Source organism: Sporosarcina cascadiensis, assembly GCF_009650995.1.
Taxonomy (GTDB): domain Bacteria; phylum Bacillota; class Bacilli; order Bacillales_A; family Planococcaceae; genus Sporosarcina; species Sporosarcina cascadiensis.
In genome coordinates this window covers 38,073-63,161 of sequence record NZ_WHVV01000010.1, presented here as the reverse complement: position 1 = coordinate 63,161, position 25,089 = coordinate 38,073, and the positions used below count along the sequence as shown (strand labels likewise).

Genomic DNA, 25,089 nt, shown 5'->3' with positions numbered 1-25,089 from the left:
CTCCCCTCCTTCATCCGAAACGAATCCGCGGGTCTGCGATGCGCAAGATAATGTCAGACAGCATCGTTCCGACAATGACCGCCGCTCCCGAGATGAGGACGAGTGCAGTCACTACTGTAAAATCACGCGTCATTATAGAATCAATGAAAAGTCTCCCCAGCCCCGGATAGCTGAAAATTGTCTCGATAAACACCGATCCTGCAATCAGCCCAGTGATCTCATAGCCTAAAAACGCAGCGATAGGAAAAATGGAATGACGCAATATATGATTCCGGTATACCGCGTTCTCAGGCACTCCTTTTGCCCGTGCCGTCTTCACGAAATCCTTCATTTTCGTATCAATCATTTCATTGCGTAAGTACTGCACAGTTGAATACGTCAGCAGCAAGGAACCGGACAGCACAGGCAGCACTAAGTGTTTCAGCTTATCTAAAACATACTCCGGCGTTCCCTCCGTGATCCGAATATCGACACTGCCGCCGCTTGGAAACCAATTCAGCAGGAAGCCAAAGACATAGAGCATCAACAAGGCAAATACGAAGACCGGGGTGGCAAATGAAATATAGTTATAGGTGACGATCAGCTGATCCGCCCAGCTTCTTGTCCACCTGCCCGCGATCATCCCAAGCGGTATCGCAAGACTGTAGGTCACGGCCAATGTTGCGACAGAGAGCCAGATTGTATTTTCGATCCGCCCTGCCAGCAGTTGTGTAACCGGCTGTTTATGCACAAAAGACTGACCCAGATCACCGTGAAGCGCATCCCGGATCCAGCGTCCGTACTGCACAATCCACGGATCATTCAAGCCGTGCTGCTCTCTGATTTTCTCCATCTGTTCCGCCGACACATTCGGTTTTCCCATAAATGCTCCCGTCACCGCATCCCCGGGCATCTGTTTTGCCAAAAAGAATATGAGGATACTCAATAGCAGCAGCTGCGGAATCATCAAGACGGTCCTTTTTATAATAAATGTCAGCATGCCTTTGCCTCCTTACTTCACAGCCGCGCCCAGTGCGTGTCCGAGATCTGCTGCAACTCAGCGTCAAGAAACGTATCCGCCAGCCGATCAAATTCTTCATTAATTTGCAGGCGCTGTTTGATCTTGTGCTGTCTTTTTTCGGGATCCATTTCCGGCATGGCAGCGAGCAGCCGTTTTGTGTAGAGATGCTGCGGACGTCTGAAAATATCCTCAACAGTTCCTTCTTCCACTACACTTCCCCTATACATGATGCCAATCCGATCGCACAGGTGGCGGACCACTCCTAAATCATGTGAAATAAACAGCATCGTCAGCCGAAACTCTTCTTGAATTTCTTTCATGAAATTCAATACTTGCGCCTGCACGGAGACATCGAGCGCCGATACCGGCTCGTCGGCAATTAATAGCTGCGGCTGCAGAGCCATTGCACGCGCAATACCGATACGCTGTCGCTGACCGCCTGAAAACTGGTGCGGATACTGATAAACCGACTCTTCATTCAAACCAACCCGCTGTAAAAGTTTCTGTACCTTCTTCAATTCATCTGCCTTAGAGAGCTTTTCGAAATTACGCAGTGGTTCCGCAATAATATTCCAGACATTTTTTCTCGGATTCAACGAAGAATAAGGATCCTGGAAGATCATTTGAATTTCTTTCATTTGCTGCTTTCGCGCCTTTCGGGTGAGCTGCGACAAGTCTTCTCCATTGAAAAAGATTTGACCTGCTGACAGTTGATGTAAACCAATGATCGCTTTTGCTGCTGTTGACTTCCCGCAACCTGATTCACCAACCAGCCCGTATATTTCGCCTGGCCGGAGTTCAAGGCTCAATTGGGCAATGACAGGAATGACAGCGCTCTTGCGTTTGAAAAAACTGCCGGTCTTTGTATAATGAACGGACACATCACGTAGCTGCAGCAGAGACATCTTTTTCTTCCTTTCCATCCGGTAAATAGAAATGTTGATAGCAGCTGCAGCGCACGAAATGGCCGGGTGCAATTTCCTGTAGCACCGGTTCTGCATCATGTCCTTTCTCGGCAATCCACGGAATACGCGGCGCAAAACGGCAGCCGGCCCGCTCCAGATTTTCAATGGCAGGCACGATTCCCTCTATTGCATGCAGTTTCTGCTTCCTTTCATTAGATGAAGGGAGTGAATGAAACAGCGATTGTGTATAAGGGTGACGCGGATGACGGAACAGCTCTTCGGCCGGCGCCAGCTCCACAATCTCTCCGGCATACATGACCGCCACCCGATCCGCCATTTCCGCTACCACGCCCAAATCATGGGTAATCAATAAAATACCAGTTTGCGATTGCCGCTGCAGTTCTTTCATCAGCTCAAGAATCTGCGCCTGCACTGTCACATCAAGCGCCGTCGTCGGTTCATCTGCAACGAGCAAAACCGGATCGCAGGCTAATGCGATGGCTATTAAAATCCGCTGCCGCATACCGCCTGACAGTTCGTGGGGATACTGTTGATAGACTTGTTTATATTTTTGAATTCCTACAAGTTTCAACAATTCAAGAGTTCGCTGTCTTCTCTGTTTTGTGGATAACATTGAATGGTATTTCATCGGTTCTTCTATTTGCCGTCCCACTTTCCACAATGGATGCAGGGCGGTCATCGGATCTTGAAAAATCATCGCGAGTTTTTTCCCTCGGATTTGATTGAGTTCTGAAGTGGACAGCTGCAATAGGTTCCGTCCCTGAAAATCGATGGAACCTTCCACTGCTGACTGATCTGGCGGATGCAAGCCCATAATCGACAGCGCGAGTGCACTTTTCCCACAGCCCGATTCACCGACGATGGCGAGCACTTCATTTCTGTGGATAGTTAACGATATTCCGTCAACTGCTCGATGAAACCTGCCGTTAATTCGAAAAGATGTCCGGAGATTGTGGATAGTCAGCAAGTTATCCTCCATCTCATCAGCTCCTTTGCGGATAGTGTGAATAGTTCCGGGAAAATTATGCATGCGAATTAAATAGTTATGCACAATTTGGGTTTTATGGACAGTTTGTTGCGATGGACAATGAATTTCTTGCGATGCGAAATGGGATTGGTTCGGTGAGGTAGTGGTTTCGCGCGGCGAGGCGTTAGTTTGGAGCGGCAAAAAGGGCTTTACGTTTGGCGCGCCAGAAGGCCTTTTTCGCGCGCGGCTGATCCATTGCACAGAAAAAACCGAACAACTGAAGTTCACCAGTCGTCCGGTCTGCCATTATATTTGAGATACTTGATTTTTCGATGCAGCGATTAAAGTATTGATTTTCGGCAAGTCATTCTCATGCAGAGCCGTTACAATTGCGCTGCCGACAATGACGCCGTCAGCCAAAGCACCGAGTGTCTGCACCTGTTCAGGAGTGGAAATTCCGAAGCCTGCCAATACAGGTACCGAGCTTGCTTCTTTCAGCTTCTGCAGATGTTCTTCCAAACCTTCATTGAATGAATTCCGCACGCCTGTAATGCCGTTCACTGTGACTGCATAAATGAAACCTTCCGCCGCTTCCGCAATCGCTTTGATCCGCGCAGCCGGACTTGTCAGTGAAATCAGCTGAACGAGTGCGACTTCCGAATTTTTCAACGCTTCTTTCAGCAGTCCGCTTTCTTCCAGCGGCAAATCCGGTATGATCAGTCCGTAGACACCGCTGTTCTCGCAATCCGCCGCAATTTTATCCAATCCGTAACTCAGCACAGGATTTAAATACGTCATGATGACGAGCGGAACTGTCACTTCTTCCTTAAATGAAGCCAGTTCGTTCATCACTTTGCGCAGTGTCACGCCTTCTGCCAGCGCACGTTCGCCCGCCTGCTGGATTACTTCTCCGTCCGCAACGGGATCTGAAAATGGAATACCGACTTCAATTGCCGTGGCACCTGCCTCCTGTAAAAATAAAATGGTCTTTTTCAATGTCTCCAGCCCACCGTCTCCAGCCATGATATATGGTACGAATGCTTTGTCTCCTTGTTCATTACACTCTAAAATAGCTTGTTTCACTCGTGATTTCGTCATTTCCCCCGGCCTCCCAACGCGTCGCGCACCGCAGCCACATCTTTATCGCCGCGTCCTGATAAACAGATGACGAGCAGTTCGTCTTCTTTCATTTGTTTCGCAAGCTGTACTGCATAATAGACAGCATGCGCACTTTCAATAGCAGGAATGATGCCTTCCGTGCGTGACAGCAGCTGCAGCGCTTCAAGGGCTTGCTCATCTGTGACAGAATCGTACTGCACACGTCCGATATCGTCTAAATGGCAATGTTCAGGGCCGATTGCAGGATAATCCAGACCTGCTGAGATAGAATGTGCTTCCTGAATGAAACCATCTTCGTCCTGCAGCACATACATATACGCGCCGTGCAGCACGCCTTCTTGCTTGCCCGGTACGGCTGCCGCGTGTTTTCCAGTGGAAATTCCGCTGCCCGCCGCCTCGACACCGTACATTTTGACACTTTCATCTGCAACAAAAGGATGGAACATGCCGATTGCATTACTGCCTCCGCCGACACATGCAACGACTGCATCAGGAAGACGTCCTTCTTTCTCCTGAAGCTGTTTCTTCGTTTCATTGCCGATTACGCATTGGAAATCACGCACAATCTGCGGAAATGGATGCGGACCGAGTGCTGAGCCCAAAATATAATGCGTATCTTCCACATTAGCAACCCAATAGCGCAGTGCTTCATTCACTGCGTCCTTCAGTGTGCCTGATCCTTTATCCACCGAAACAACCTTCGTTCCGAGCAGCTCCATGCGGAAAACATTCAATTCCTGACGGCGGATATCCTCTTTCCCCATGAATACGACACATTCAAGACCGAGCAGCGCGCAGGCTGTTGCCGTAGCCACTCCGTGCTGGCCGGCACCAGTTTCTGCAACGATTTTCTTCTTGCCCATACGAATCGCAAGAAGTGCCTGCCCCAATGAATTATTGATTTTATGGGCGCCCGTATGGTTCAGGTCCTCACGCTTCAAATAAATTTTTGCACCGCCTGCATGCTTTGTCAGACGCTCTGCTAAAAATAATGGATTTTCCCGCCCGACGAAGTCTTTCAGATAATAATCCAATTCTTCTGTAAAGGCCGGATCCTTCTGTGCTTCTTCGTATGCTGTTTCTAACTCCTGCAATGCCGTCATCAGCGTTTCCGGAACAAATTGTCCGCCGAATCTGCCGTAACGTCCTTTAGTTTCTGCTGTCTGCATCCTGATCACTCCTGCCCTTCGCTCTATGAATAAACGTCCGAATACGTTCACTGTCTTTTTGTTTATCAATCTCCACGCCGCTCGATACATCGACCATAAACGGCTGAACCTGTCTGATTGCCTCCTGCACATTTTCTGCATGCAGTCCGCCTGCTAAAATCGTCTTCGCGAGCGGCACACCGGCATCTTCAAGCAGTGACCAGTCGAACGTCTTGCCGCTGCCGCCTTTGTACTCTATCCCGGGGGTATCAAATAAATAGTAATCCACGTCGTAAACAGCCGCCCGTTTCGCATCTTCTTCATTCTGAATGGCAAGCGCCTTGATAGACGGCAAACCAACTTCCCGAATGAATTCCGGCGACTCCTCCCCGTGATACTGAATATAATCTAGCGGCACTTCCTTGAATGTCCGCTGCAACTCTTCCTTTGATGCATCCACGAATACACCGATCTTCAAGACAGCATCAGGAATAATGGCAGCAAGCTTCTGCGCCTGTTGAATCGATACTTCCCTGCGGCTCGGAGCGAAGACAAAACCGATTGCATCAGCTCCGGCATCCACCGCCGCTTTCACATGCTCTGCTTTCATCAGTCCGCAAATCTTCACTTTTGTCATGAACGAACTACCGGCTTATCCACTTGCAGCGCCTGCAATGCTTCCTTCACAGAATCACTGCGCATCAACGATTCTCCGACCAGCACTGCACTTGCGCCGGCCTCTGCAGCACGCTCTGCATCTTCAGCATTCCAAATGCCGCTTTCACTGATCAAAACCCGCTCTTCATCGAATGGAAACTCTTTCGCAATCCGCTCTGTCTGCACCAGATCCACTTCAAATGTATGCAGATCCCGGTTATTGACGCCAATAATTTTCGCATCAATCGCCAGCGCACGCTGCAACTCTTCCGTATCATGCACTTCCACCAATACATCCAATCCGAGCCTGTTCGCATACGTATACAGTCTTCCAAGCGTCTGATCGTCTAGAGCCGCCGCTATCAGCAAAATTACCGAAGCACCTGCACTTTTTGCCTGGTCAATCTGAATTTCATGAATCATGAAGTCTTTGCATAATAAAGGAATTGGCACCACATCTGCAACAGCCGCCAGATCATCGAATGAACCTTGGAAAAATTCTTTATCCGTCAGAACAGAAATACATGCGGCGCCTGCTTTGTAATAAGCCGAAGCCTGTCTGACGGGATTTGCGCCTTCTGCAATCAGACCTTTTGAAGGAGACGCCCGCTTTATCTCTGAAATCACTTGCAGCTGTTTTGCAGTCTGCAGGGATTTATAAAGAGACGGCCGTGTAATTGCACGCTCCGGAAATGTTGCATCCTTTGCCAGCAGCTGCTCTACCTCTATTTTTTTTTGCACTAGAATTTTATCTAAAATCGTCATTGGACAACCGCCTTCTGCTGAATTGATTCGCTGAACGCGACCACAGCGTTTAATTTTTCTAATGCTCTACCTGATAAAATACTATCAGTTGCCCGTTTGACACCTTCTTGTATCGTCTTCACCTGACCATTCGCAAACAGTCCGATACCCGCATTCAATACAACCGTGTCAAACTTTGGCCCTCGCTCTCCATTCAGTATCGCACGCGCCATCGCTGCATTTTCTAGCGCATCCCCGCCCCTGATCGCAGACAGCGGCGCGTAATCCAGACCTACATCATCCGCCGTCAATGAAAACGGAATTAAATCACCATGATCCAATAGTACAAATTCATTCTGCCCGGCAAGAGATGCTTCATCCATGCCGCCTGCTCCGCTGACGACAATCGCCCGCTTCCGTCCAAGCATCCGTAGCACAGATGCGTACTCCATAATGAAGTCGGGACGGTTGATGCCCGTGAACTGTGTTTCCAATGCTACCGGATTCGTCAGGGGGCCGACCAAGTTGAAAATCGTCGGCTTGCCGATTTTATTGCGAATGGCGCCAATCCGTTTCATTCTCGGATGGATGGCAGGTGCAAATAAAAATGCGATTCCTTCCTGTTCCAGCAGATTCTGCATATCAGCTATCTGAAAATCCGTATGAATGCCGAGTGCATCCAGCACGTCCTGGCTGCCTGCCGCACTCGAAATTTTACGGTTTCCGTGCTTTGCCACCTGCACGCCTGCCCCCGCGAGGACAAATGAGGCTGTTGTGCTGATATTGAATGTATTGACTCCGTCCCCGCCCGTACCGCAGTTGTCCAGATAGCGTGCTGCTGCCGGCGTGAATTCATTTGCATAGGACTTCATAACGGCTGCAAGGGCTGCGACTTCATGTGAAGTTTCTCCTTTTTGCGAAAGAGCCGTTAAAAACGTAATAATTTGGTCCTCATCTGTCTGTTCATTAAAAAGCAGTTCGGCTGCTTCTCTCATTTCTTCATACATCAAGTGACGCTGTTTCTCTACTATGCTCAAAAACTTCTCCATGCTCATCTCTCCTCATCTCTTCTGGTAATTCAATCACTTCGCTATTTCAACTGCTTCAAGCAGTGAACGGGCTTTATTGGCTGTTTCTTTAAATTCCAGCGCCGGGACAGAAGCTTCCACGATTCCTGCTCCTGCCTGGACGTACGCTTTGCCTTCCTTGACGAGCATTGTGCGGATCGTCAGGGCAAAGTCTATATTGCCGTTGAGGCCGATATAGCCGATCGCGCCTCCATAAATGCCGCGGTGCTGATCTTCAAGTTGATCAATGATGGCCATCGCTGCCGGTTTAGGTGAACCTGTCACGGTACCTGCAGGCATTGTCGCTTTCAAAGCATCCAGTGCATGCAGTCCGGGTGCAAGTTCGCCTTCCACTTCCGAAACGAGATGCATGACGTGTTCGTAACGCACAGTTTCCAAATAATTTGCTACTTCAATCGTTTCCAGACGGCACACTTGCTGCATTTCTTTTTTACTGACTTCCACCAGCATGTCATGTTCAGAGAGCTCTTTCGGATCGTTGCGCAGTTCTTTCTCGAGAGTCAGATCTTCCGCTTCATTCCTTCCTCTTCTGCGGGTGCCGGCAATCGGATTCGTCAGCACTTTGCCGTCTGTTACTTTGACGAGACTTTCAGGAGATGTTCCGATGACTGTGTGATCGTCGAACTCCATATAGTACATATAGGGTGACGGATTTCTTCGGCGCAGCCTGCGGTACAGGGCGAATGGATCGCCTTTAATGTCCGCTTCCAGTCTTCTGGAGATGACAACCTGCTCCGCCCGCCCTTCTTTGATTGCGTCGATGACGAGCTGAACCCGGCGTTCAAACTCTTCCTGCGATATCGCACAATGATAATCGGAAAGCGACACGTCTTCCTCTTTCTCTGTGCTGCCGTTGACGATCATCTCTTCGATGGCATCAAGGTCCGGCGTTTCGTACACCGGATTAATTTCCGTATGCAGCAGTGTCACCTCGTGCAGATGATGATCATAGATGACCACCGTATCGTAAATATTGAAGTAGACATCCGGTATGTGCAGGTCATCTGCCGAGCGCTGTTCCCCATTGCGTGCAGCTCCGTACCCTACATAGCCGACCGCACCGCCTGTAAACGGGAAACCGGAGTCTTCCGTAATTCTCGGCATCAGCCGTTTAAGCAATGTGTACAGATCACCTTCATGTGTGTACGTCTTATTTGTTGAATAAACGATTTCCTCCACGATGCCGTCACTTCCGCGGTAGGCTTTTTGAGGATTCAGTCCAATGAATGAGTAGCGTCCTGAGCCTTCTGCCTGCGAAGAACTCTCCAATAAAAATTTATGCTTGCCTTTCAATCTTCTGAAAATCAATATAGGCGTTAGTGAATCTCCCTCAATCTTCCGTGATGTAACCCGTAAGTTCTTCTCTGCCGTCATGTCCATTCTCCTCTTCTCTATAGACTGTGCCCGGTACACTTCAAAGTGAATATAAAAAGCCCCCTGCAAACAGACAGATTCAGCCTGTTGCAGAGGACGATTGGTAACCGCGTTGCCACCTCAAATTGAAGTGCCGCAGCACTCCCACTTTATGTGTTTTCACACTGCCTGTAACGAGGGCACACGTCTGTTTCTCACCGAAACAGCTTCCATAAGTCCATTCACGACTGCCGTGTATCAGTTCCCACCAACCACTGACTCTCTAGCAAGCACGCACAATCGCTACTCTTCTTATTCCTATCTTTTCACTATTCTCTTCTCAAACTGTCTCAGCTAAGCTAACGTGGACGATTCCGCTGTCGAAACCTTCTGTCCATCCTATAATTACACTAATCTTAATATGCTGAATCTTTAATGTCAACTACTTCTTCCGTTAAAAACGGGTCTTCATCAAAATATGTGCTTGACAGTTTATTTCATGAGCAGTTTAAGATTTGACTGTGATGGCGCAGTATAGAATGGTAAGTGGGAAGATACCGTTTCCCTGCGTTCCAGGCGGACGCGTTCCGGAGGGCCCGCGGTAAGCCAACTTGAAGTGCAAAGATGTGCTCCTAACGCTTCGCTTTTACTCGCAAAAGCCGTTCTTCGTGACGGCTCTCGCTTCGCTCCCGCAAGTTGTCTCACCTGTCGGGCTGATCCTCCCGGAGTGGTTTTGCCGCAGGCTCACACGAAGTGAGTCATGCAACCGTTGCCGCAGGACGCGGCGTACTTAGGTTGCCTTCCACTTCGGTACACTGGCATGTTTTTCAATATTCTTTGTGTGAGTAGGCAGTATGAGCATACTATTCGGGACTATTATAATAAGTATGTTGTTCATGCAATACTTAGTATTCTGCAAAGGTTAGCAACGAAATACGTACCCTGCAAAAATCAATGTGATATTCTTTCTACACACCAGCGAAGGCGCAACTGCGGGGTCGGCCGTTGCTAAGCGAACAGCGCAGGGTTCGCTTTGCCGTATTTCTGCGTTCTTTGCAGAAATTAAGGCAGTGTGGCATGTTCTTCGCCAGTAGGCTCACAGCGTAAGGCAATCCCCCAGCGCCTAAGCGGGTTTAAACTGCAGCAGGATTTTCGCAATACACACGTGACAGGTTGTCAAGAACAGACTTCGGTGTTCGGCCCTAAAACGTTTCAAAAATGTTATAATCACCTTATCGTAACCAGTTCGGAAGGAGAGTATATATGCGCATCAATAAATATCTGAGTGAGGCGGGTATCGTGTCCAGGCGCGGTGCAGATAAGTGGATTGCTGACGGCAGAGTCAAAATAAACGGCCAGCTTGCAGAACTCGGCAGCAAAGTCGAAGCCGGTGATCAGGTGGAAGTGGACGGCAAGCCGGTGGAGAAAGAAGAACAATTAGTCTATATTGCCCTCAATAAGCCGGTTGGCATTACCAGTACAACAGAACGTCATATTAAAGGAAATGTCATCGATTTTATTAACCATCCCCTGCGGATTTTTCATATCGGACGGTTGGATAAAGATTCGGACGGATTGTTATTGCTGACGAACGATGGCGATATCGTCAATGAAATCCTCCGCGAAGAACACGGTCATGAGAAAGAATATATCGTCACTGTGGAAAGTCCTATTACTGAATCTTTTATTTCGCAGATGGAAAAAGGCGTGAAAATTCTCGACACGGTAACCAAGCCATGCACCGTCACAAAACTCGGTTCCCGGACTTTTTCTATCGTACTGACACAAGGGCTGAACCGTCAAATCCGCCGAATGTGCGCAGCTCTCGGCTATCATATTCAGCGGCTGCAACGCGTAAGAATACTGACAATCGAATTAGGTGATCTGCCGATTGGCCAATGGCGGGAACTAACTGATTTAGAGAGAACAGAATTATTTCACAAACTCAACTACAGGCCAAAGAGATGAACCAGGCGGAAGCAACCAGGGCTTCCGCCTTTTTATACTTTATTACTCTCCGTGGAAATACATCCTATATCCTCTAATCCGCCTTATTTTTCCCTTTAAAACTAGTTCATTCCTCTCTTTTCATGTGTTATAATTATACGAATTCACTATTTTATCTTACTAATAAAATATATTAATATACATTAGGGACTTTTGAACGCTTTGCCGTTAGTTTTATATTCTATGTATCTAAGAATTGCCTGTAGAGAGGAAGTTACCATGATGCCATTACACACGCCAATATTTAATCCATCTTTGTCGACTTTATTTGAAGAAACGTTCTGTGTATCGCTGATTGATCTGGATGGCAGACTCACGTATGTAAACCATAATTTTTGTAAGTTAACTGGATACAGTGAGGAAGAACTAATCGGCAGTACTTGGGAGCTGTTAAATAAAGGTCTGACGGTCGGCGTGACACTGAATGCTTTAAAGGAATATTTTAAGAAAGAAAAAGTCTATCAGGAATCTGTAAAAATCTATGCGAAAGATGGGACTAACTATTGGCTTGATATCACGATTGTCCCTATTTACGATACAGCTAACGTCTTAACACATTATCTCTCCTTAGACATTGATGTGACTGGATCAACACTGGTTTCCCACGAGTTTGCAAAAACGCGGACAGATTTACAAAACTTCAAATATGCATTAGATCAGTCGGCAGTCGTAGCCATTACGAACGCTCAAGGTATGATCACTTATGTAAATGAACAATTCTGCAAGCTTTCCAAATACTCCAGGGAAGAACTGATCGGAAAAACACATCGGGTAGTCAATTCGGGCACCCATTCGAAAAATTTCTTCCAAGATATGTGGCAGGCCATTCAATCCGGTAAAGTCTGGCATGGAGATATCTGCAATTTATCTAAAGCCGGCGATTATTATTGGGTAAATACCACCATTATTCCCTTCATCGACTCGAATGGGAGACCGTATCAATATATTTCCATACGACAGGATATCACTACACATAAAGCAGCTGAGAAATCCTTGGAAATCGCTATGAAGAATGATTTCGCAACGACAGTCAAAAACCTTCAAAATGGAATTTTCAAATATACAGTTGAAGATAATGAAATTACTTTCACATTGCTCGAAGGGAAAATCATTGAGCTGCTCGGAATTACAAAGGAAATGCTAAACGAAATATCTTCCGAGTGGAACTATGATCTTCACTACATCCGCAGACAACTGCTGGACGGATCGCTCGGACGCAGCTCACAATTTGAAGTGGTTTATAAAACATTCACATTCCTTGTTTACTTATCACCTATTTTCGAAGAAGGGAAAGTGTCTGAAGTCGTTGGCACCGCTATCGATATTTCGGACCGGAAAGAGGCAGAACGAATGGTCGAGCATATGGCGTTTCATGATCATTTGACAGATTTGCCAAACCGCCGGCTGTTGAAACGTACGGTGACACAGCTCATTGCAGACCGCAAAAAAAGTCAGGAAGCATTCGCCCTGCTTTATATCGATTTGGATCGTTTCAAGAATATTAATGACTCCATGGGCCATTATGTAGGTGACCAGCTCTTGAAAGCAGTCGGTGAACGGCTGAAACTGATTATACGTCATAATGACATGGTGTCGCGGCTCAGCGGAGATGAATTCATCGTTCTCTGTACTTCTGCCACTAAAACAGGCGTGACGCTAGTAGCACGCAGAATAGTGGAAGAGATATCGAAGTCATTTCAGATCGATCATCTGGAAGTATTTATTGCTCCGAGCATCGGTATCAGTGTCTTCCCTGAAGACGGCATGGATTACGATTCGCTCCTTCGAAATGCAGATTCTGCGATGTATTTGGCGAAGCAGTCGGGTAAAGGGACGTATCAATTTTTCACAGAAGAGCTGTATAACGAACTGATCGAACGGACTCTGATCGAGATGGAGCTGAGACAGGCACTCAAGAAAAATGAGCTGTCGCTTCATTATCAGCCCCAGCTAGATTTTATGACGGGTGAAATGAAAGGCGTAGAAGCATTGCTGCGCTGGAACCATTCTTCCAGAGGCATGATTTCGCCGGGAAAGTTTATTCCTATTGCTGAAGAGACCGGGTTAATTTTACCCATTGGTTTATGGGTATTAGAAACGGCTTGCAGGCAGGCGAAAGAATGGCAAAACCTTGGCTACACTCCTATCCGTATGAGTGTCAACGTTTCACTGCGTCAATTTAAGACCCATACTTTTGTTTCAGATGTAAAACAGACATTGAAACTAACTGGCTTGGAGCCGCATTATTTGAATATCGAAATTACCGAGAGTATGACTTCCGATGTGGATTATTGCCAGAAAATTCTTCAACAGCTTCGGGAAATTGGTATTAAAGCAAGTATTGACGATTTTGGAACCGGCTATTCTTCATTAAGTTACCTTAGCAAGTTTCCGATTACTCACCTGAAAATAGACCAGTCATTCATTAGAGAACTGACTGACAACTCCGTCATTGTCAAGGCTATTATTGACCTGGCTAAGAATTTGCACTTGAGTGTCATTGCAGAGGGAGTAGAGACCGTGGAGCAAGCAGACTTTTTGAAGCGGCTCGATTGTGATGAAGCACAGGGTTTCCTTTATTCACGGCCGGTCCCCAGCGAGGAAATCATCCCTTTGCTGAGTGGAAAGGCGTGATAATTTACTGCTTAGTATTGGATGGTAAGTGGGAGTATACCGTTCCCCTGCGTTCCAGGCGGACGCGTTCCGGAGGGCCCTCGGTGAGCCAAGCGAACAGCGAAGGGTTCGCTTTGCCGTATTTCTGCGCTCTTTGCAGAAATTAAGGCAATACAGAGTTTCTTCTACACGCTAATTTCGCTTCGCTCCCTTTAGTTGTCTCATCCTGTCGGGCTGATCCTCCCCGAGTGGTATTAGCCGCGGGCTCACACGAAGTGAGTCATGCAACCGTTGCCAAGCGAACAGCGTAGGGTTCGCTTGGCCGTATTTCTGTGGTCTTTGCAGAAATTAAGGCACTTGCGGCGTACTTAGGTTGCCTTCCACTCCGGTACACTAGGCTGGTTTTTCAATACTTTTTGTGTGAGCAAGCAGTATGAGCGTACTATTTGGGGCTATTACGATAGACAAGGTGTTTCATGCAAAACTTATCATTCTGCAAAGTCTAAGTTTCTTGTGATCAATGCATTTCCAAAGTCCAAAAACGAAAACACACCAACTAAATCTACACATTGCAAAAGAGCAATATGCTATACATTCCCCACACTAGCGAAGGCGCAACTGCGGGGTTAGCCGTTGCTGGGAGACTGTTGGCATGCTCTTCGCCAATAGGCTCCCAGCGTAAGGCAATCCCCCAGCGCCGCAGCGGGTTTAAACTGCAAAAACATACTTCATTCAAACCTCCCGCAAAGTCGAGCAACGAAACCATACCAACTAAATTCACACTTAGCAAAAAATCAGCATAAGATATTTTCTGCAACACCAGCTCAGGCCCAACTGCAGAGCGGCTATGAGCGCGGAGGCCGGTTCAATGATCACGGCGGGTTGCGGTATGATCACGAGGCCGAGCCGAATGATCACGTGGCAGGTGTGTATGAGCGGCTGAGGCTGAGTCATGAGCGCTTGAGCGGGTACTATGATCATCCGCAAAACATCTTTGGCAGGCAGCCGCGCTTTTCGCCAGCTGGCTCAAAGCAGAAGTCAATCCCGGGCGACGAAGCGTTTTTAAACTGCAAACACACACTTCATTCAAACTACCGGCAAAGTCGAACAACGAAACCCGCAAAAACTAAAACTCACCTTCTAAATTAATGACTTTTCATCAGCATGTAACATTACTAATTCATTTACTAGTATGCTATAGTTTTCTTTATATTTAAACTTTTTCATTAAGTCAAATTACTGAAAGAGTTTGCACAAGGGGAGATGTTGATGGGAGCAAATCAAATGCGGCATTCAGTTACCGCATTGGCAGGATTTCAGTGGCTCTTTTTCATGTTTGCCAACACGGTCGTTATTCCAATTTCCGTAGGGGCAGCATTTGAATTAGAACAAATTGAAATCGTTTCTGCAATCCAGCGTTCATTTATCTTTACAGGGATTGCATGTCTGCTGCAAGGGACGCTCGGACACCGTTTAGCACTGATGGAAGGTCAATCCGGGCTTTGGTGGGGGGTTGTACTCAGTCTGGCAGGCACAGCGAGTGCAATGAATGTAAGCTTAACGACTGTTGGGGGAAGTATTGCAGTCGGCGCGATGATATCAGGGGTATTAGTCGCGATTTTAGGAATGCTCGGTATGGGTGAGATATTAAAAAAATGGTTTACGCCCGCCGTCATGTTTGTCTTTCTGTTATTGCTGGCGAACCAGCTGATCACCATCTTTTTAAAAGGGATGATTGGTCTGAATGACGGAAATTACATAAACTTATCTACTGCATTGTTTTCATTTGCTCTGGCTGCACTGACCATACTCGTGCATGTAAAAGGCAAAGGCATCCTCAGCAGCTTGAATCTGCTGGTGGGAATGACGGTCGGCTGGATCAGTGCTGCGCTGATATTCCCGCAAGAAGCCGCGGAAACAATTAAAACGACGCCGTTTATCCAATGGTTCCCATGGGGTGAACCGACGATTGAAATGGGGATTGTCATTACGGTGATTATCACAGGCTTATTGAACACAACCAACACGGTCGCCACATTAAAAGGCGCGGAAGATATTTTTGAGAAAGAAACGACAAAAAAACAGTACAAAATATCCTTCCTTATTACCGGAGGTTTGAATGTCGGAGCGGGTGCACTCGGTTTAGTTCCATACGCTCCTTACGCTTCTTCAATCGGTTTTTTACAATCCAGCGGCATCAAAGAACGGACACCTTTCTTCATTGGTTCGGGTCTGTTTATTATCTTGGGGCTGGTGCCGCCGTTAAGTGCGTTTTTCTCTACTATTCCACAAAGCGTCGGAAATACGGTGCTGTTCGTTGCGTATTTACAGTTATTCCGGTCTGCACTGCGCAATGTGGAAGGTCTGACGTTTGAACCGAAGACTATTTATCGGGTCGCATTGCCCGCTTTGCTCGGCTTGTCGATCATGACGCTTCCTGCCGAAGTGTTCGCTTCTCTGCCTGAATTGCTGCAACCGCTCCTTTCCAGCGGATTGCTGGTCGGAATTTTGGCCGCCCTGTTAATGGAGCTCATTTTCTGGATCGGGCAGCGCATCAGCACACGGACAGCATCATAATGTAAAGCCCTGACCAATCACTGGTCAGGGCTCTTATACGTATAGACAAGAAAGCGTTCGTTAGGGTCATACAGCTGTAAATGGGTAATAGGGAGTTCAGCAGCTCTTTCGAATGAAAGATGCTCATTCAGGAACTGTTCATAAGCTGACGTCGGATAATATAAAATCACTTCAGCATCTCGATCTGCTTCTTCGAGAGACAACACAATATTTCGGATGACTGACCGGAAAATATCAAGTGAGAATGGGTTAAAAAAGTAGAATGTAGAAGCATCGGCAGGTATACTAAAACGCTCAGCCAAAATGCATTCAAAGGATACTGCCCCCTTTTTCTTTGGAAACGCCCCGCGATAATCTATCAAATTATTCATCGCATCCTGATACAGCACGCTGTTCATTTCAATACCTGTAACATCCAGTGCATAAAGATAATGAACGTAAAACGGCACTCTCCCTTTGCCGCAGCCAAAATCGATCCAGCCGCCGCTTGTTAAGACTTCATGCTGTGCAAATAAGTAATCCAGCGCGTCATATGGAGTCGCTTCATACCGATTATAGTGAGCGGACTGAAGAGCCCACTCGCGTATACCCGCCGTCTGAATATGAAGCCGGCGGTCAAGCTCTCGTTCTTCCACCCTGTCATCTCCTTTCCCCCTGTCCATTCATTCAATAAAGCAACTCAAGAAAACCCCAACACATCTTACTCATGTTGAGGTTCGTCAGGCGCTACAACGGTTTTATTCCGACCTGTCCGTTTTGCTTCATATAAACTCTGATCCGCCAGTTCAATCAGCCGGGCAAGGTGTTCTGCATGTAATGGATATGCCGCTACGCCTGAAGAAATCGTTACAATCTCTCCGCATGGGCTGATTTTGTTTTCCAGCGTTTCACGAAGTCGTTCTGCCTTGAGAAAAGCCGTTACTTTATCTGCTTTAGGAAGCAAAATCACAAATTCTTCCCCGCCATACCGGCAGCAGATATCATCTTTTCGAACACATTCCTGCATTAAGTCCGTTAAGTAAATCAATACCTCATCGCCGACTGCGTGGCCATAGCGGTCATTCACACGCTTAAATTTATCAATATCCAGGATAATTATCGCAAAAGGCGTCCGTTGCTCGACCCACTTTTTCATATAATCGTCCATCGTCCGGCGATTTGTTAATTTCGTCAACGGATCAGTAGTCGATTGATGAATGAAATAATTCATTTCATTTCTGAAGTAATCCAAGCTGTGCAGCATTGCCGCTTTTAACTGTCTGACCTCATAATACCACTCCGAGACATTTTCCATTTTTTCTTTATGGTCAGTTTCTGTACTCGTTTCCGCATAGTATGCCAACTTTTGCAGCGGTAATGCAATCTTTCTTGACAGATACCATACTAAGAAAAAGGCCAGGAATAACAACGGCAGCGATTTCCATGCCATCTCCCATACCATGCTTTTTGCAGACGCGACGGAAATCTCAACCGGCCGCTGAGATATAATTCCCCAGTCTGCTATAGGAACATAAGAGTAGCCGGCCAGCATGGCGATGCCTTTCGTGTTGACTATCTCCTCTGCTCCGTCTACTCCTGTAATCACTTTTTTCACGACTGTATTACTGGACACATCATCTTTTAAACGATCTTGTAATTGGTGGTAGATCAGCATTCCATTCCCATCGACCACATATACATATGATCCATTATCATAAAAATGCTTACCCAGCATTTTCTCTAGGACATTCGATTTATTGAGATAGATGGCACCGCCCATATAACCTCTGTATACACCGTCATCTGACATTAACGGAACACTTATGAAGATCAATAGCTCTCCTGTAATACCGACATACGGTTCTGAAATTATTGGCTTCTTTTCCTTCAGTGCCTGGCGCGCGCCGGCCGATGTCAGTTTTTCGCCAAGCAAGTCAAGACTTGGCGGTGATACTCCTATCACTGTACCTTCAGGGTCAGCGATTGCAACAGAGTTAAATGTGTCGGTCTGTGTCCGAATCCGCTCCGCAATGGTATTCAACTTTAACCGGTCACCCGGCTGATCAAGTAATGGCATGACTTCTTCTGCGTTCACTGTCAACGTCTGAAGGATGTCCCGTAAATATGTATCTGTGGTGGAAGACAATTTCTCGGCATACGCTTTATTCGTTTCCAACGTTGATTCAATTAAGTTTTGCTTATTTACGCGATAGCCGACTGTAGTGCTCGTTAGGAAGGTCAAAACGATCGCCAATATTGCTACGATCTGAATTAAATTTCTCAAGGACCATCTCATTTGTCTTCCATTCTCCTTCTCCCCATGATGCTATTAACCTATTATATCACAGATAACATGCAATGTTATCCATCTTTTCACTTGATTTTAGTTCAAACGTTACATCCATTCTAATGATAGTCACAAATCAATATGATTTTAATAGGAAATTCCTACACGATAGCCAATATGCTGCTTTTCAATTAATTCATGATAAGCAAATGCTGCGGTATCGCCCACAGTAATCTGTTTTCCTTCAATTGGCAGCCGGTCCCGTTCGATTCGATAGTTTCCAGCTGCCTCTCCGTCGGGTAAATAGGTAGGACAGACAATTGTCCATTCCAATGAAGAGCCGCTTAGCATATCGTATACTTTATGGTGCTCTTCCGCTGCAAAAGTCAGTTTACGATGGGATTCATTTGATTGGTACCGCAGTTTCGAAGGTTGAGTCCGGCTTTCTAATATTCCTGCAGTCCCGATTGTGACGAGACGGGAAACACCACAAGCTTTCATTCCCTCGATAAAGGAAGAAGTTGCTTCAGTCAATGTGGTTGTGCCGTCTGTACCTAATGCGCTTACTACTGCATCGACGCCTTCTATGACTTGTTTTACTGCTTGTGCATCTCGCACGTCCCCTTGAATGACAGTCAAATTCGACTGCGGAGTACATTTTTCAGGTGTCCGTACAAAAGCCTTCACTTCATGGCCGTCTGTCAATGCCATCCGTACGATTTCACTGCCCGTTCTCCCCGTTGCGCCAAATACCACAATTTTCATCTGATCTCTCTCCTATTAATTAATCTGCTATAATGTTTGCTTATTTAATACGTGGTCATCTTGATCCAGCGCTGGAGAGCGTAAATTCCCCGCTGGAAAAAGGTCAGTTTATTTTGATACTCTTCAACATCCACCGTGTAAAGGGCGTCTTCATTGTTCCAGAGTCTGTCGAAATACGCATTGATTTCCTCGGTCAGCTCACTGTCTGCAGGGGCGACAATGCGTAAATTCGCTTCCAGATTATAATCGCGAAGTGTCCGTTCTGTCAGATTGGATGAACCATTCGTAATGAAAGTTTGGTCTGCCGTCTGCACGGTGACGAGCTTCGTATGATACTGGCCAATGACGGTATTATACCAACGGACTTGAATCTTGTCGTCAGTGTTTTCCTGGATTTCCTGTACGACCGGACGATTTGGCAAGCCGGACTTCTTACTGCCGAACGAGTTTTCATTCGGGTCGAGAATCATCTCGATGTCCACACCGCGATTGGCTGCTTCTTCCAAAGGCCGTATGACCTGCTGTTCAGAAAGATAGAACATACCCATGCGGATACGATCACCCGTCTTGGCTCTCTCTATATCTTTCACCAGAGCATCGAGCACCTTACTTTCTGTCAGATACTGCACTTTATATGGGCCTTTTTGCTTTTCCAGTCCCTCTGCACGCGGCAGCTTTCCTTCATTGGTATATTGCAGTACTGCTTCTTCTGCTTCCAATATGTCGTTTTGCACGGGACCCGTCACTTTAAATGCCACATTCCCATGACGGCCGCTTGCAGCATGAGGGTTGGAGGAAGTAACAAGTGCCGCTTTGTCCGTCACCACTGTTTTTCGGTGGTTCGCTTTGACATTAAGCAGTTTTAAATACGATGTGAATTTGACTTTGGGCGCATCACTTGCCAAGAAATTAGGAAAATGTGCTTTGCCGTCTATTTCAATCCACTGAAACAATATGCGGTACAGTCCTGAATAGATCGGCATAGAATCACGCAGCGGTTCAAGATCCGTATAAACTACTTCGACTCCTGCTTTATCAAGCTCCTTAAACCATCTTGATTCATAGGAATCATAACCGGTATTTAAAGGATCAGTTATGTAAATGATCGGCATGTCGGGATTACTTCTCTTTTTTTCCACCAGCACTTCCGTCATCTGATCGGCAAGCTGCGGGAAATCCTCTTTTTCATCATAATAATCATCCATTAAAAAGAAATCGAGAACGACAAACTGTTCAGCTTCCTCAATCATTTGAAATACTTCATCAAAAATATGCAGTTCCGATTTATAATCTTCCTTCGATTTTGTTTTAGAATAGGACAGATCATAAATGAATTCTACGTCTTCCACTTGATGCAGGCCGCCCGCATAAGATATTCCAGAAGGCAGTGGTTTATAGGTTTGCCAGAGCATGACTCCTGCATAAAGCAGCGTGAACAGCAGCAACGCGTACGCGGCAATTCGTTTTTTTGTCCATTTCCTTTTTCTATTCGCCATGGCGCTGCTCCCTTCCGGAGTGTATCGCTTACTATAGATAAAATTCCCTCTCTGACTCTTTATAAACTATGTTTGCCAGCTTTACTTTATAGATAAGTAAGGGCGGTCAGCACGCCATTCTAAAATGAAGAAAACCGGCTCGTGCGCTGGGCACCGAGCCGGTCTTCTTTTACTTAATCGTCCTCTTGTTCTTTTTCTTTTTCGTACTCCCGATACTTCTTCTTTTCAAGCTCTTGATATTTTCGATCTCTATTCAACTTGGCTTTTTCCTGCTTTTCTTTCTCTCGGCGCATTTTTTTCTCTTTTTCGCTCTCTTTACGCTTACGTTTTTTCTTAACTTCACCCTCTACATGCTCAAATTGGCGAATATCAGTTGGTCTGACTGTAATCGGTTCGCGTGAGAGCAGTTTTCCCAATGAAAACATCAGCAGCAGCATCAGCAGCGTAAAAGGTAATGCGGACACCAGAGAAGCTGACTGCAGTGCTTCCAAACCACCTGCTGAAAGAAGAACAGCAGCAATCGCTGTCATCAGGAAGCCCCAGACAAACTTTACTACCAACGGAGGGAATAAACTGCCTCGCGTAGTCATGCTTGCTAAAATGTACGTGGCTGAATCAGCAGACGTAATAAGGAAAGTAAATATTAAAACGATAGCCAGAAAAGAGACCAGTCCCGTCATCGGCAACTGCTGAAGCGTTGCGAATATGGCAGACGTAACGTCTTGATCCACTTCTTCCGCGATTTGTGTGCCGTTGCGCAAGTCACTGTACAGCGCGGTTCCACCCAGTGTCGCGATCCACATACAAGAAAAGGCAGGGGGGATTACCATTACACCCATGACGAATTCCCGAATTGTCCGTCCTTTTGACACCCGTGCAACAAATGCACCGACAAAAGGTGACCATGCGATGGTCCAGGCCCAGTAGAAAATCGTCCAGTCTTTCACCCATGTACCGCCTTGATAAGGTTGCAGCCGCAAGCTGTACGTAATGAAATTATTAATATAATCCCCGATAGCAAGCGTAAATGTTTCCAGTATGAAGACTTTTGGTCCTACCAGGAAAAAGAACGCCAGCATGGCAATTGCCATTCCCAAGTTAAAGTTCCCTAAATAAGCGATTCCCTTCCCCAACCCTGAAGCGGCGGATGTCATGTACGCAACAAACACGACCGCAATGATGAGGAGCTGAATGGTAAAAGTACTCTTAATGTTGAAGACGTATTCCAGCCCTCCGCTCATCTGCAGAACACCCATACCGAGAGAAGTAGCAATCCCCATAACTGTCGCGACCACAGCAAATGAATCTATGCCTGTTTTCACATGACGGTTGCTGCCGATCAGCGGCTCGAGTGCAGTGGAGATCAAGCCGTCTTTTTTCTTCCGGAACTGCATAAAGCCAATAACGAGACCTACCATTCCGAAAATCGCCCACTGTGAAATTCCCCAGTGGAAGAATGAATAGCCCATAGCAACGCGTGCTGATTCTTCCGTTTGCGATTCCACTCCTGCAAGCGGTGATTTGAAATAGTGACTCATCGGCTCTGCTACGCCCCAGAATACAAGACCCACACCGAATCCGGCGGAAAACAGCATGCCGATCCATGTGAAGAAAGGATATTCCGGACGCTCCGTATCGCCGCCCAGACGAATAGCACCGAACTTACTGATAGCCAGTCCCACTAAAAAAACAATGACGATAAATACAGCGAGCAAATAAAACCAGCCGAAATTATCTGTTGTAAAGTGGTAAAGTCTTTCTGAAACTGCTCCAAACTGATCCTTCTTAAGCGCGCCCAATAATACAAGTATAAAAATAAATATTGCAGATATAGAGAACACGGGGTTTTTCCAAAACTTTTTATTCACAACTAAATCGACTCCTAGTGTTCATATGGTAACTTCCTTACTAACTTCCATACCCTTTCTTGAAAAGATATAACGCAAATACTTCCTATTTGGAACAAGTTATCACTGATTCTAGTCTAGCTGTATATAATACACACCAAAAAAGGCATCTTCAAGTGAAAATGCCTTTTCGCTGACTCAGTTAAAGTCTTCTTCGATTCCTTGTGACCATCGCATAGCCTGTAAAAAGATTTCTCCCAGTTTTCTTTTCGGAATTCCGAGCTCTTCTGATAACCGGCTAACCTTGTCCCATTCAAATCGCTCCACTGCCACAATCAATTCCAGATAAGCTGTCATCTCCGTCGTACTCCCGTTGAGAGTGTCGATAATCACATCTGACAGGGATAATAAAGGCAGGATATCTTCCCATTTCATACTCATCACTGCATCAATCAGGGAAAACATTCCGGTTAGGAAGTACTCATCTTTATTCGGCTTGCCATTATATTTCGCGAGCAATTCAAACGCTCGTGCACGTCTGAGGGAAAGTTCCACCAGCGCGGTAACACGACCGCTTTTTGCATCTCTCGCCAGATCATGCAGCATCAGCACTTGCAGCCACTTCTTTGTTTCATCCAGCCCAATCAGAACAATCGCCTGCTTGATCGAACTAATCCGCCTCGGGATTTCAAATCCATACGAATTAATAAATCGCAGCAGCTTATAAGAAATGGATACGTCACGCATAATGACTTCAGAAAGATCGCTGATCGATGGTGACTCCTTTTGAAAATACTCTACAATCTGCATGTGAATCAGTGTGTTGGCCGGTATTTCCGCACTCTTAATAATTTCCGGCTTCGCAAAGAAGTACCCTTGGAATAAATCATATCCGCTGTTTAATGCCAGCTGATATTCTGCTTCTGTCTCCACTTTTTCAGCCAATAAAATAATGTCCGGATAATCCTTCAAAAAGACTCTTATCGCATCCCGCTCTGCCTTACTGGTATTCATAAAATCCACTTTAATGATATCGATTAGTTCAAACAGCCGCGGATGCTGTGTGTATTGACTTTGTAAAATGAAATCATCCAGGGCGATTGTAAACCCCGCTTCTTTGAAGTTCTCCAAGCGCCGCAAGAGTGCAGGGGTAATTTCAACATCCTCCAATATCTCAATAACTACTTGATTGGGATCTAAACTCATAAATAAATCCTGAGCGAGCAGCTTCCCAGAAAAGTTGATAAATGAAAGCATGCCGTCAGTAACCTGATCCACTCCTACTGAAAGGAAGGTATTCACCAGCAGGCTGATCGTTGCCTGTTCAGGATTAATATCAGGAAAAAAATTCTCTTCACTATTTCTGTATAATAACTCATATGCATATATATTTCCTTGCCGCTCGAGTATCGGCTGTCTGCCGATAAATATCGAGTAATCATTCATTTGGTTCAGCTCCATGTTTAATTTGAGGTTCAGGCAGTATCATCTTCTCTATATGTATGTAATTTGCATGAATTCACTTCATTATATATATATGTGAATGAAGTGGATTCTCTCCACTTTTCAACTCACTCCTGTCAAGAGAACTAAAGTTTATCCGTATTTACTACTTTTATTTTGATACATCAACCTTTACTCCCTCTATTGTACTTGATTAATAGAAATATAGAAATGTATTACTCAGAAAGACTCTCCTTCAGGACTGGTACTTGACAGATTTATCTACCACAGTCTTTTATGCAGTATAGGATGGTTAGTGAAAGTGCGGGTAAGTAGAAGGAGACCGTTTCCCTGCGTTCCAGGCGGACGCGTTCCGGGGGACCCTCGGTGAGCCAAGCGAACAGCGAAGGGTTCGCTTTGCCGTATTTCTGCGGTCTTTGCAGAAATTAAGGCAATACAGTGTTCCTTCTGCACACTATTCTCGTTCGCTCCCCTTAGCTGTCTCATCCTATCGGGCTGATCCTCCCGGAGTCACCTAAAACCAGTGCTCCTAACGCTACGCTTTTACTCGCAAAAGCCGTTCTTCGTGACGGCTTTCACTCCGGTACACTGGCTAGTGTTTCAATCATTTTTATGTGAGTGGCAATATGGGCATACCATCTTAGATTATTATAATAAGTACTGTATTTCATGAATTACTTATCATTCTGCAGAAGCTAAAATTCTTGTGATCAATGCATTTGCATAGTCGAGAAACGGTAACAACACCAACTAAACTCATACTCTGTAAAAATGCAGTATGTCATACATTCCCCACACCAGCGTAGGCGCAACTGCGGGGTCGGCCGTTGCTAAGCGAACGGCGCAGGGTTCGCTTTGCCGTATTTCTGCGGTCTTTGCAGAAATTAAGGCAGTGAGGCATGCTCTTCGCCAGTAGGCTCATAGCGTAAGGCAATCCCCCAGCGCCGCAGCGGGTTCAAACTGCAAACACATACTTCATTCAAACCTCCTGCCAAGTCGAGAGACGAAACCACGCCAACTAATTGTTTAGAAATCGACATTCAATGGTATCT

19 protein-coding genes and 1 other annotated feature are annotated in these 25,089 nt (G+C 46.1%); of the genes, 3 read left to right on the top strand and 16 right to left on the bottom strand.

All coding sequences use genetic code 11. The features are described from left to right. Positions 1 to 10: 10 nt before the first annotated feature. From opp4B to GDZ68_RS11705, 9 genes are all read right to left on the bottom strand, one after another. Entirely contained in the window at positions 11 to 979 is a 969-nt protein-coding gene (opp4B, locus tag GDZ68_RS11745) for an oligopeptide ABC transporter permease (protein WP_153722497.1), read from the bottom strand. 17 nt (positions 980 to 996) lie between these two features. Next, positions 997 to 1,905, bottom strand: coding sequence for an ATP-binding cassette domain-containing protein (locus GDZ68_RS11740; protein WP_153722496.1), 909 nt, complete (start codon positions 1,903 to 1,905; stop codon positions 997 to 999). Continuing rightward, on the bottom strand, positions 1,883 to 2,905 hold the full coding sequence (locus GDZ68_RS11735; protein WP_153722495.1) for an ABC transporter ATP-binding protein: 1,023 nt from the start codon (positions 2,903 to 2,905) through the stop codon (positions 1,883 to 1,885). The genes GDZ68_RS11740 and GDZ68_RS11735 overlap by 23 nt, the downstream gene beginning before the upstream one ends. 294 nt (positions 2,906 to 3,199) lie before the next feature. Further along, on the bottom strand, positions 3,200 to 3,991 hold the full coding sequence (trpA, locus tag GDZ68_RS11730) for a tryptophan synthase subunit alpha (protein ID WP_153722494.1): 792 nt from the start codon (positions 3,989 to 3,991) through the stop codon (positions 3,200 to 3,202). Continuing rightward, positions 3,988 to 5,181, bottom strand: coding sequence for a tryptophan synthase subunit beta (gene trpB / locus GDZ68_RS11725; protein ID WP_153722493.1), 1,194 nt, complete (start codon positions 5,179 to 5,181; stop codon positions 3,988 to 3,990). The genes trpA and trpB overlap by 4 nt, the downstream gene beginning before the upstream one ends. Further along, positions 5,162 to 5,797 (bottom strand): phosphoribosylanthranilate isomerase, encoded by a 636-nt coding sequence (locus GDZ68_RS11720; RefSeq protein WP_153722492.1) that lies wholly within the window; start codon positions 5,795 to 5,797, stop codon positions 5,162 to 5,164. Before GDZ68_RS11720 ends, trpB begins: the two co-directional genes overlap by 20 nt. Then, complete coding sequence (trpC, locus tag GDZ68_RS11715; protein WP_153722491.1) at positions 5,794 to 6,582, bottom strand: indole-3-glycerol phosphate synthase TrpC; 789 nt, start codon at positions 6,580 to 6,582, stop codon at positions 5,794 to 5,796. Before trpC ends, GDZ68_RS11720 begins: the two co-directional genes overlap by 4 nt. Continuing rightward, positions 6,579 to 7,610 carry an anthranilate phosphoribosyltransferase gene (gene trpD, locus GDZ68_RS11710; RefSeq protein ID WP_376776783.1) on the bottom strand — a complete coding sequence of 344 codons (1,032 nt, stop codon included), beginning with the start codon at positions 7,608 to 7,610 and terminating at the stop codon, positions 6,579 to 6,581. Before trpD ends, trpC begins: the two co-directional genes overlap by 4 nt. A 33-nt stretch (positions 7,611 to 7,643) precedes the next feature. Continuing rightward, positions 7,644 to 9,023 (bottom strand): anthranilate synthase component I family protein, encoded by a 1,380-nt coding sequence (locus GDZ68_RS11705; protein ID WP_228551089.1) that lies wholly within the window; start codon positions 9,021 to 9,023, stop codon positions 7,644 to 7,646. Between the two features lie 89 nt (positions 9,024 to 9,112). After that, positions 9,113 to 9,331, bottom strand: a binding site (T-box leader). A gap of 934 nt (positions 9,332 to 10,265) precedes the next feature. On the opposite strand from GDZ68_RS11705, the gene GDZ68_RS11700 reads away from it, so the two are divergent. The 3 genes from GDZ68_RS11700 (at position 10,266) to GDZ68_RS11690 (ending at position 16,199) form a co-directional block, all read left to right on the top strand. After that, complete coding sequence (locus GDZ68_RS11700; protein ID WP_153722488.1) at positions 10,266 to 10,970, top strand: pseudouridine synthase; 705 nt, start codon at positions 10,266 to 10,268, stop codon at positions 10,968 to 10,970. Between the two features lie 258 nt (positions 10,971 to 11,228). Further along, the gene (locus tag GDZ68_RS11695) at positions 11,229 to 13,643 is read left to right on the top strand and encodes an EAL domain-containing protein (protein ID WP_228551088.1); all 2,415 of its coding nucleotides are present in this window, start codon (positions 11,229 to 11,231) and stop codon (positions 13,641 to 13,643) included. A 1,248-nt stretch (positions 13,644 to 14,891) separates the two neighbouring features. Beyond that, positions 14,892 to 16,199, top strand: coding sequence for a uracil/xanthine transporter (locus GDZ68_RS11690; RefSeq protein ID WP_228551087.1), 1,308 nt, complete (start codon positions 14,892 to 14,894; stop codon positions 16,197 to 16,199). A gap of 17 nt (positions 16,200 to 16,216) precedes the next feature. Here the strand turns inward: GDZ68_RS11690 and GDZ68_RS11685 are convergent, their stop codons facing one another. From GDZ68_RS11685 to GDZ68_RS11655, 7 genes are all read right to left on the bottom strand, one after another. Beyond that, entirely contained in the window at positions 16,217 to 16,834 is a 618-nt protein-coding gene (locus GDZ68_RS11685) for a class I SAM-dependent methyltransferase (RefSeq protein WP_153722487.1), read from the bottom strand. A 65-nt stretch (positions 16,835 to 16,899) separates the two neighbouring features. Then, on the bottom strand, positions 16,900 to 18,474 hold the full coding sequence (locus tag GDZ68_RS11680; protein ID WP_153722486.1) for a sensor domain-containing diguanylate cyclase: 1,575 nt from the start codon (positions 18,472 to 18,474) through the stop codon (positions 16,900 to 16,902). A 138-nt stretch (positions 18,475 to 18,612) separates the two neighbouring features. Further along, positions 18,613 to 19,230, bottom strand: coding sequence for an NAD(P)-dependent oxidoreductase (locus tag GDZ68_RS11675; protein WP_153722485.1), 618 nt, complete (start codon positions 19,228 to 19,230; stop codon positions 18,613 to 18,615). Positions 19,231 to 19,274: 44 nt separating this feature from the next. Further along, positions 19,275 to 20,726: a phospholipase D family protein gene (locus GDZ68_RS11670; RefSeq protein WP_153722484.1), complete on the bottom strand. Its 1,452-nt coding sequence runs from the start codon at positions 20,724 to 20,726 to the stop codon at positions 19,275 to 19,277. A 173-nt stretch (positions 20,727 to 20,899) separates the two neighbouring features. Beyond that, a complete protein-coding gene (locus GDZ68_RS11665; protein WP_153722483.1) occupies positions 20,900 to 22,594 on the bottom strand; it encodes a BCCT family transporter in 1,695 nt (564 codons plus the stop codon). A 177-nt stretch (positions 22,595 to 22,771) separates the two neighbouring features. Then, entirely contained in the window at positions 22,772 to 24,019 is a 1,248-nt protein-coding gene (locus GDZ68_RS11660) for an EAL and HDOD domain-containing protein (protein ID WP_194841143.1), read from the bottom strand. A 902-nt stretch (positions 24,020 to 24,921) separates the two neighbouring features. Further along, a complete protein-coding gene (locus tag GDZ68_RS11655) occupies positions 24,922 to 25,077 on the bottom strand; it encodes a hypothetical protein (RefSeq protein WP_153722481.1) in 156 nt (51 codons plus the stop codon). Between the last annotated feature and the right edge of the window lie 12 nt (positions 25,078 to 25,089).

What these genes read in the sequence shown, in the direction of transcription:
- opp4B (WP_153722497.1), bottom strand. Translation starts at nt 979, where the DNA reads ATGCTGACATTTATTATAAAAAGGACCGTCTTGATGATTCCGCAGCTG.
- GDZ68_RS11740 (WP_153722496.1), bottom strand. Translation starts at nt 1,905, where the DNA reads ATGTCTCTGCTGCAGCTACGTGATGTGTCCGTTCATTATACAAAGACC.
- GDZ68_RS11735 (WP_153722495.1), bottom strand. Translation starts at nt 2,905, where the DNA reads ATGGAGGATAACTTGCTGACTATCCACAATCTCCGGACATCTTTTCGA.
- trpA (WP_153722494.1), bottom strand. Translation starts at nt 3,991, where the DNA reads ATGACGAAATCACGAGTGAAACAAGCTATTTTAGAGTGTAATGAACAA.
- trpB (WP_153722493.1), bottom strand. Translation starts at nt 5,181, where the DNA reads ATGCAGACAGCAGAAACTAAAGGACGTTACGGCAGATTCGGCGGACAA.
- GDZ68_RS11720 (WP_153722492.1), bottom strand. Translation starts at nt 5,797, where the DNA reads ATGACAAAAGTGAAGATTTGCGGACTGATGAAAGCAGAGCATGTGAAA.
- trpC (WP_153722491.1), bottom strand. Translation starts at nt 6,582, where the DNA reads ATGACGATTTTAGATAAAATTCTAGTGCAAAAAAAAATAGAGGTAGAG.
- trpD (WP_376776783.1), bottom strand. Translation starts at nt 7,610, where the DNA reads ATGGAGAAGTTTTTGAGCATAGTAGAGAAACAGCGTCACTTGATGTAT.
- GDZ68_RS11705 (WP_228551089.1), bottom strand. Translation starts at nt 9,023, where the DNA reads ATGACGGCAGAGAAGAACTTACGGGTTACATCACGGAAGATTGAGGGA.
- GDZ68_RS11700 (WP_153722488.1), top strand. Translation starts at nt 10,266, where the DNA reads ATGCGCATCAATAAATATCTGAGTGAGGCGGGTATCGTGTCCAGGCGC.
- GDZ68_RS11695 (WP_228551088.1), top strand. Translation starts at nt 11,229, where the DNA reads ATGATGCCATTACACACGCCAATATTTAATCCATCTTTGTCGACTTTA.
- GDZ68_RS11690 (WP_228551087.1), top strand. Translation starts at nt 14,892, where the DNA reads ATGGGAGCAAATCAAATGCGGCATTCAGTTACCGCATTGGCAGGATTT.
- GDZ68_RS11680 (WP_153722486.1), bottom strand. Translation starts at nt 18,474, where the DNA reads ATGAGATGGTCCTTGAGAAATTTAATTCAGATCGTAGCAATATTGGCG.
- GDZ68_RS11675 (WP_153722485.1), bottom strand. Translation starts at nt 19,230, where the DNA reads ATGAAAATTGTGGTATTTGGCGCAACGGGGAGAACGGGCAGTGAAATC.
- GDZ68_RS11670 (WP_153722484.1), bottom strand. Translation starts at nt 20,726, where the DNA reads ATGGCGAATAGAAAAAGGAAATGGACAAAAAAACGAATTGCCGCGTAC.
- GDZ68_RS11660 (WP_194841143.1), bottom strand. Translation starts at nt 24,019, where the DNA reads ATGAATGATTACTCGATATTTATCGGCAGACAGCCGATACTCGAGCGG.
- GDZ68_RS11655 (WP_153722481.1), bottom strand. Translation starts at nt 25,077, where the DNA reads ATGTCGATTTCTAAACAATTAGTTGGCGTGGTTTCGTCTCTCGACTTG.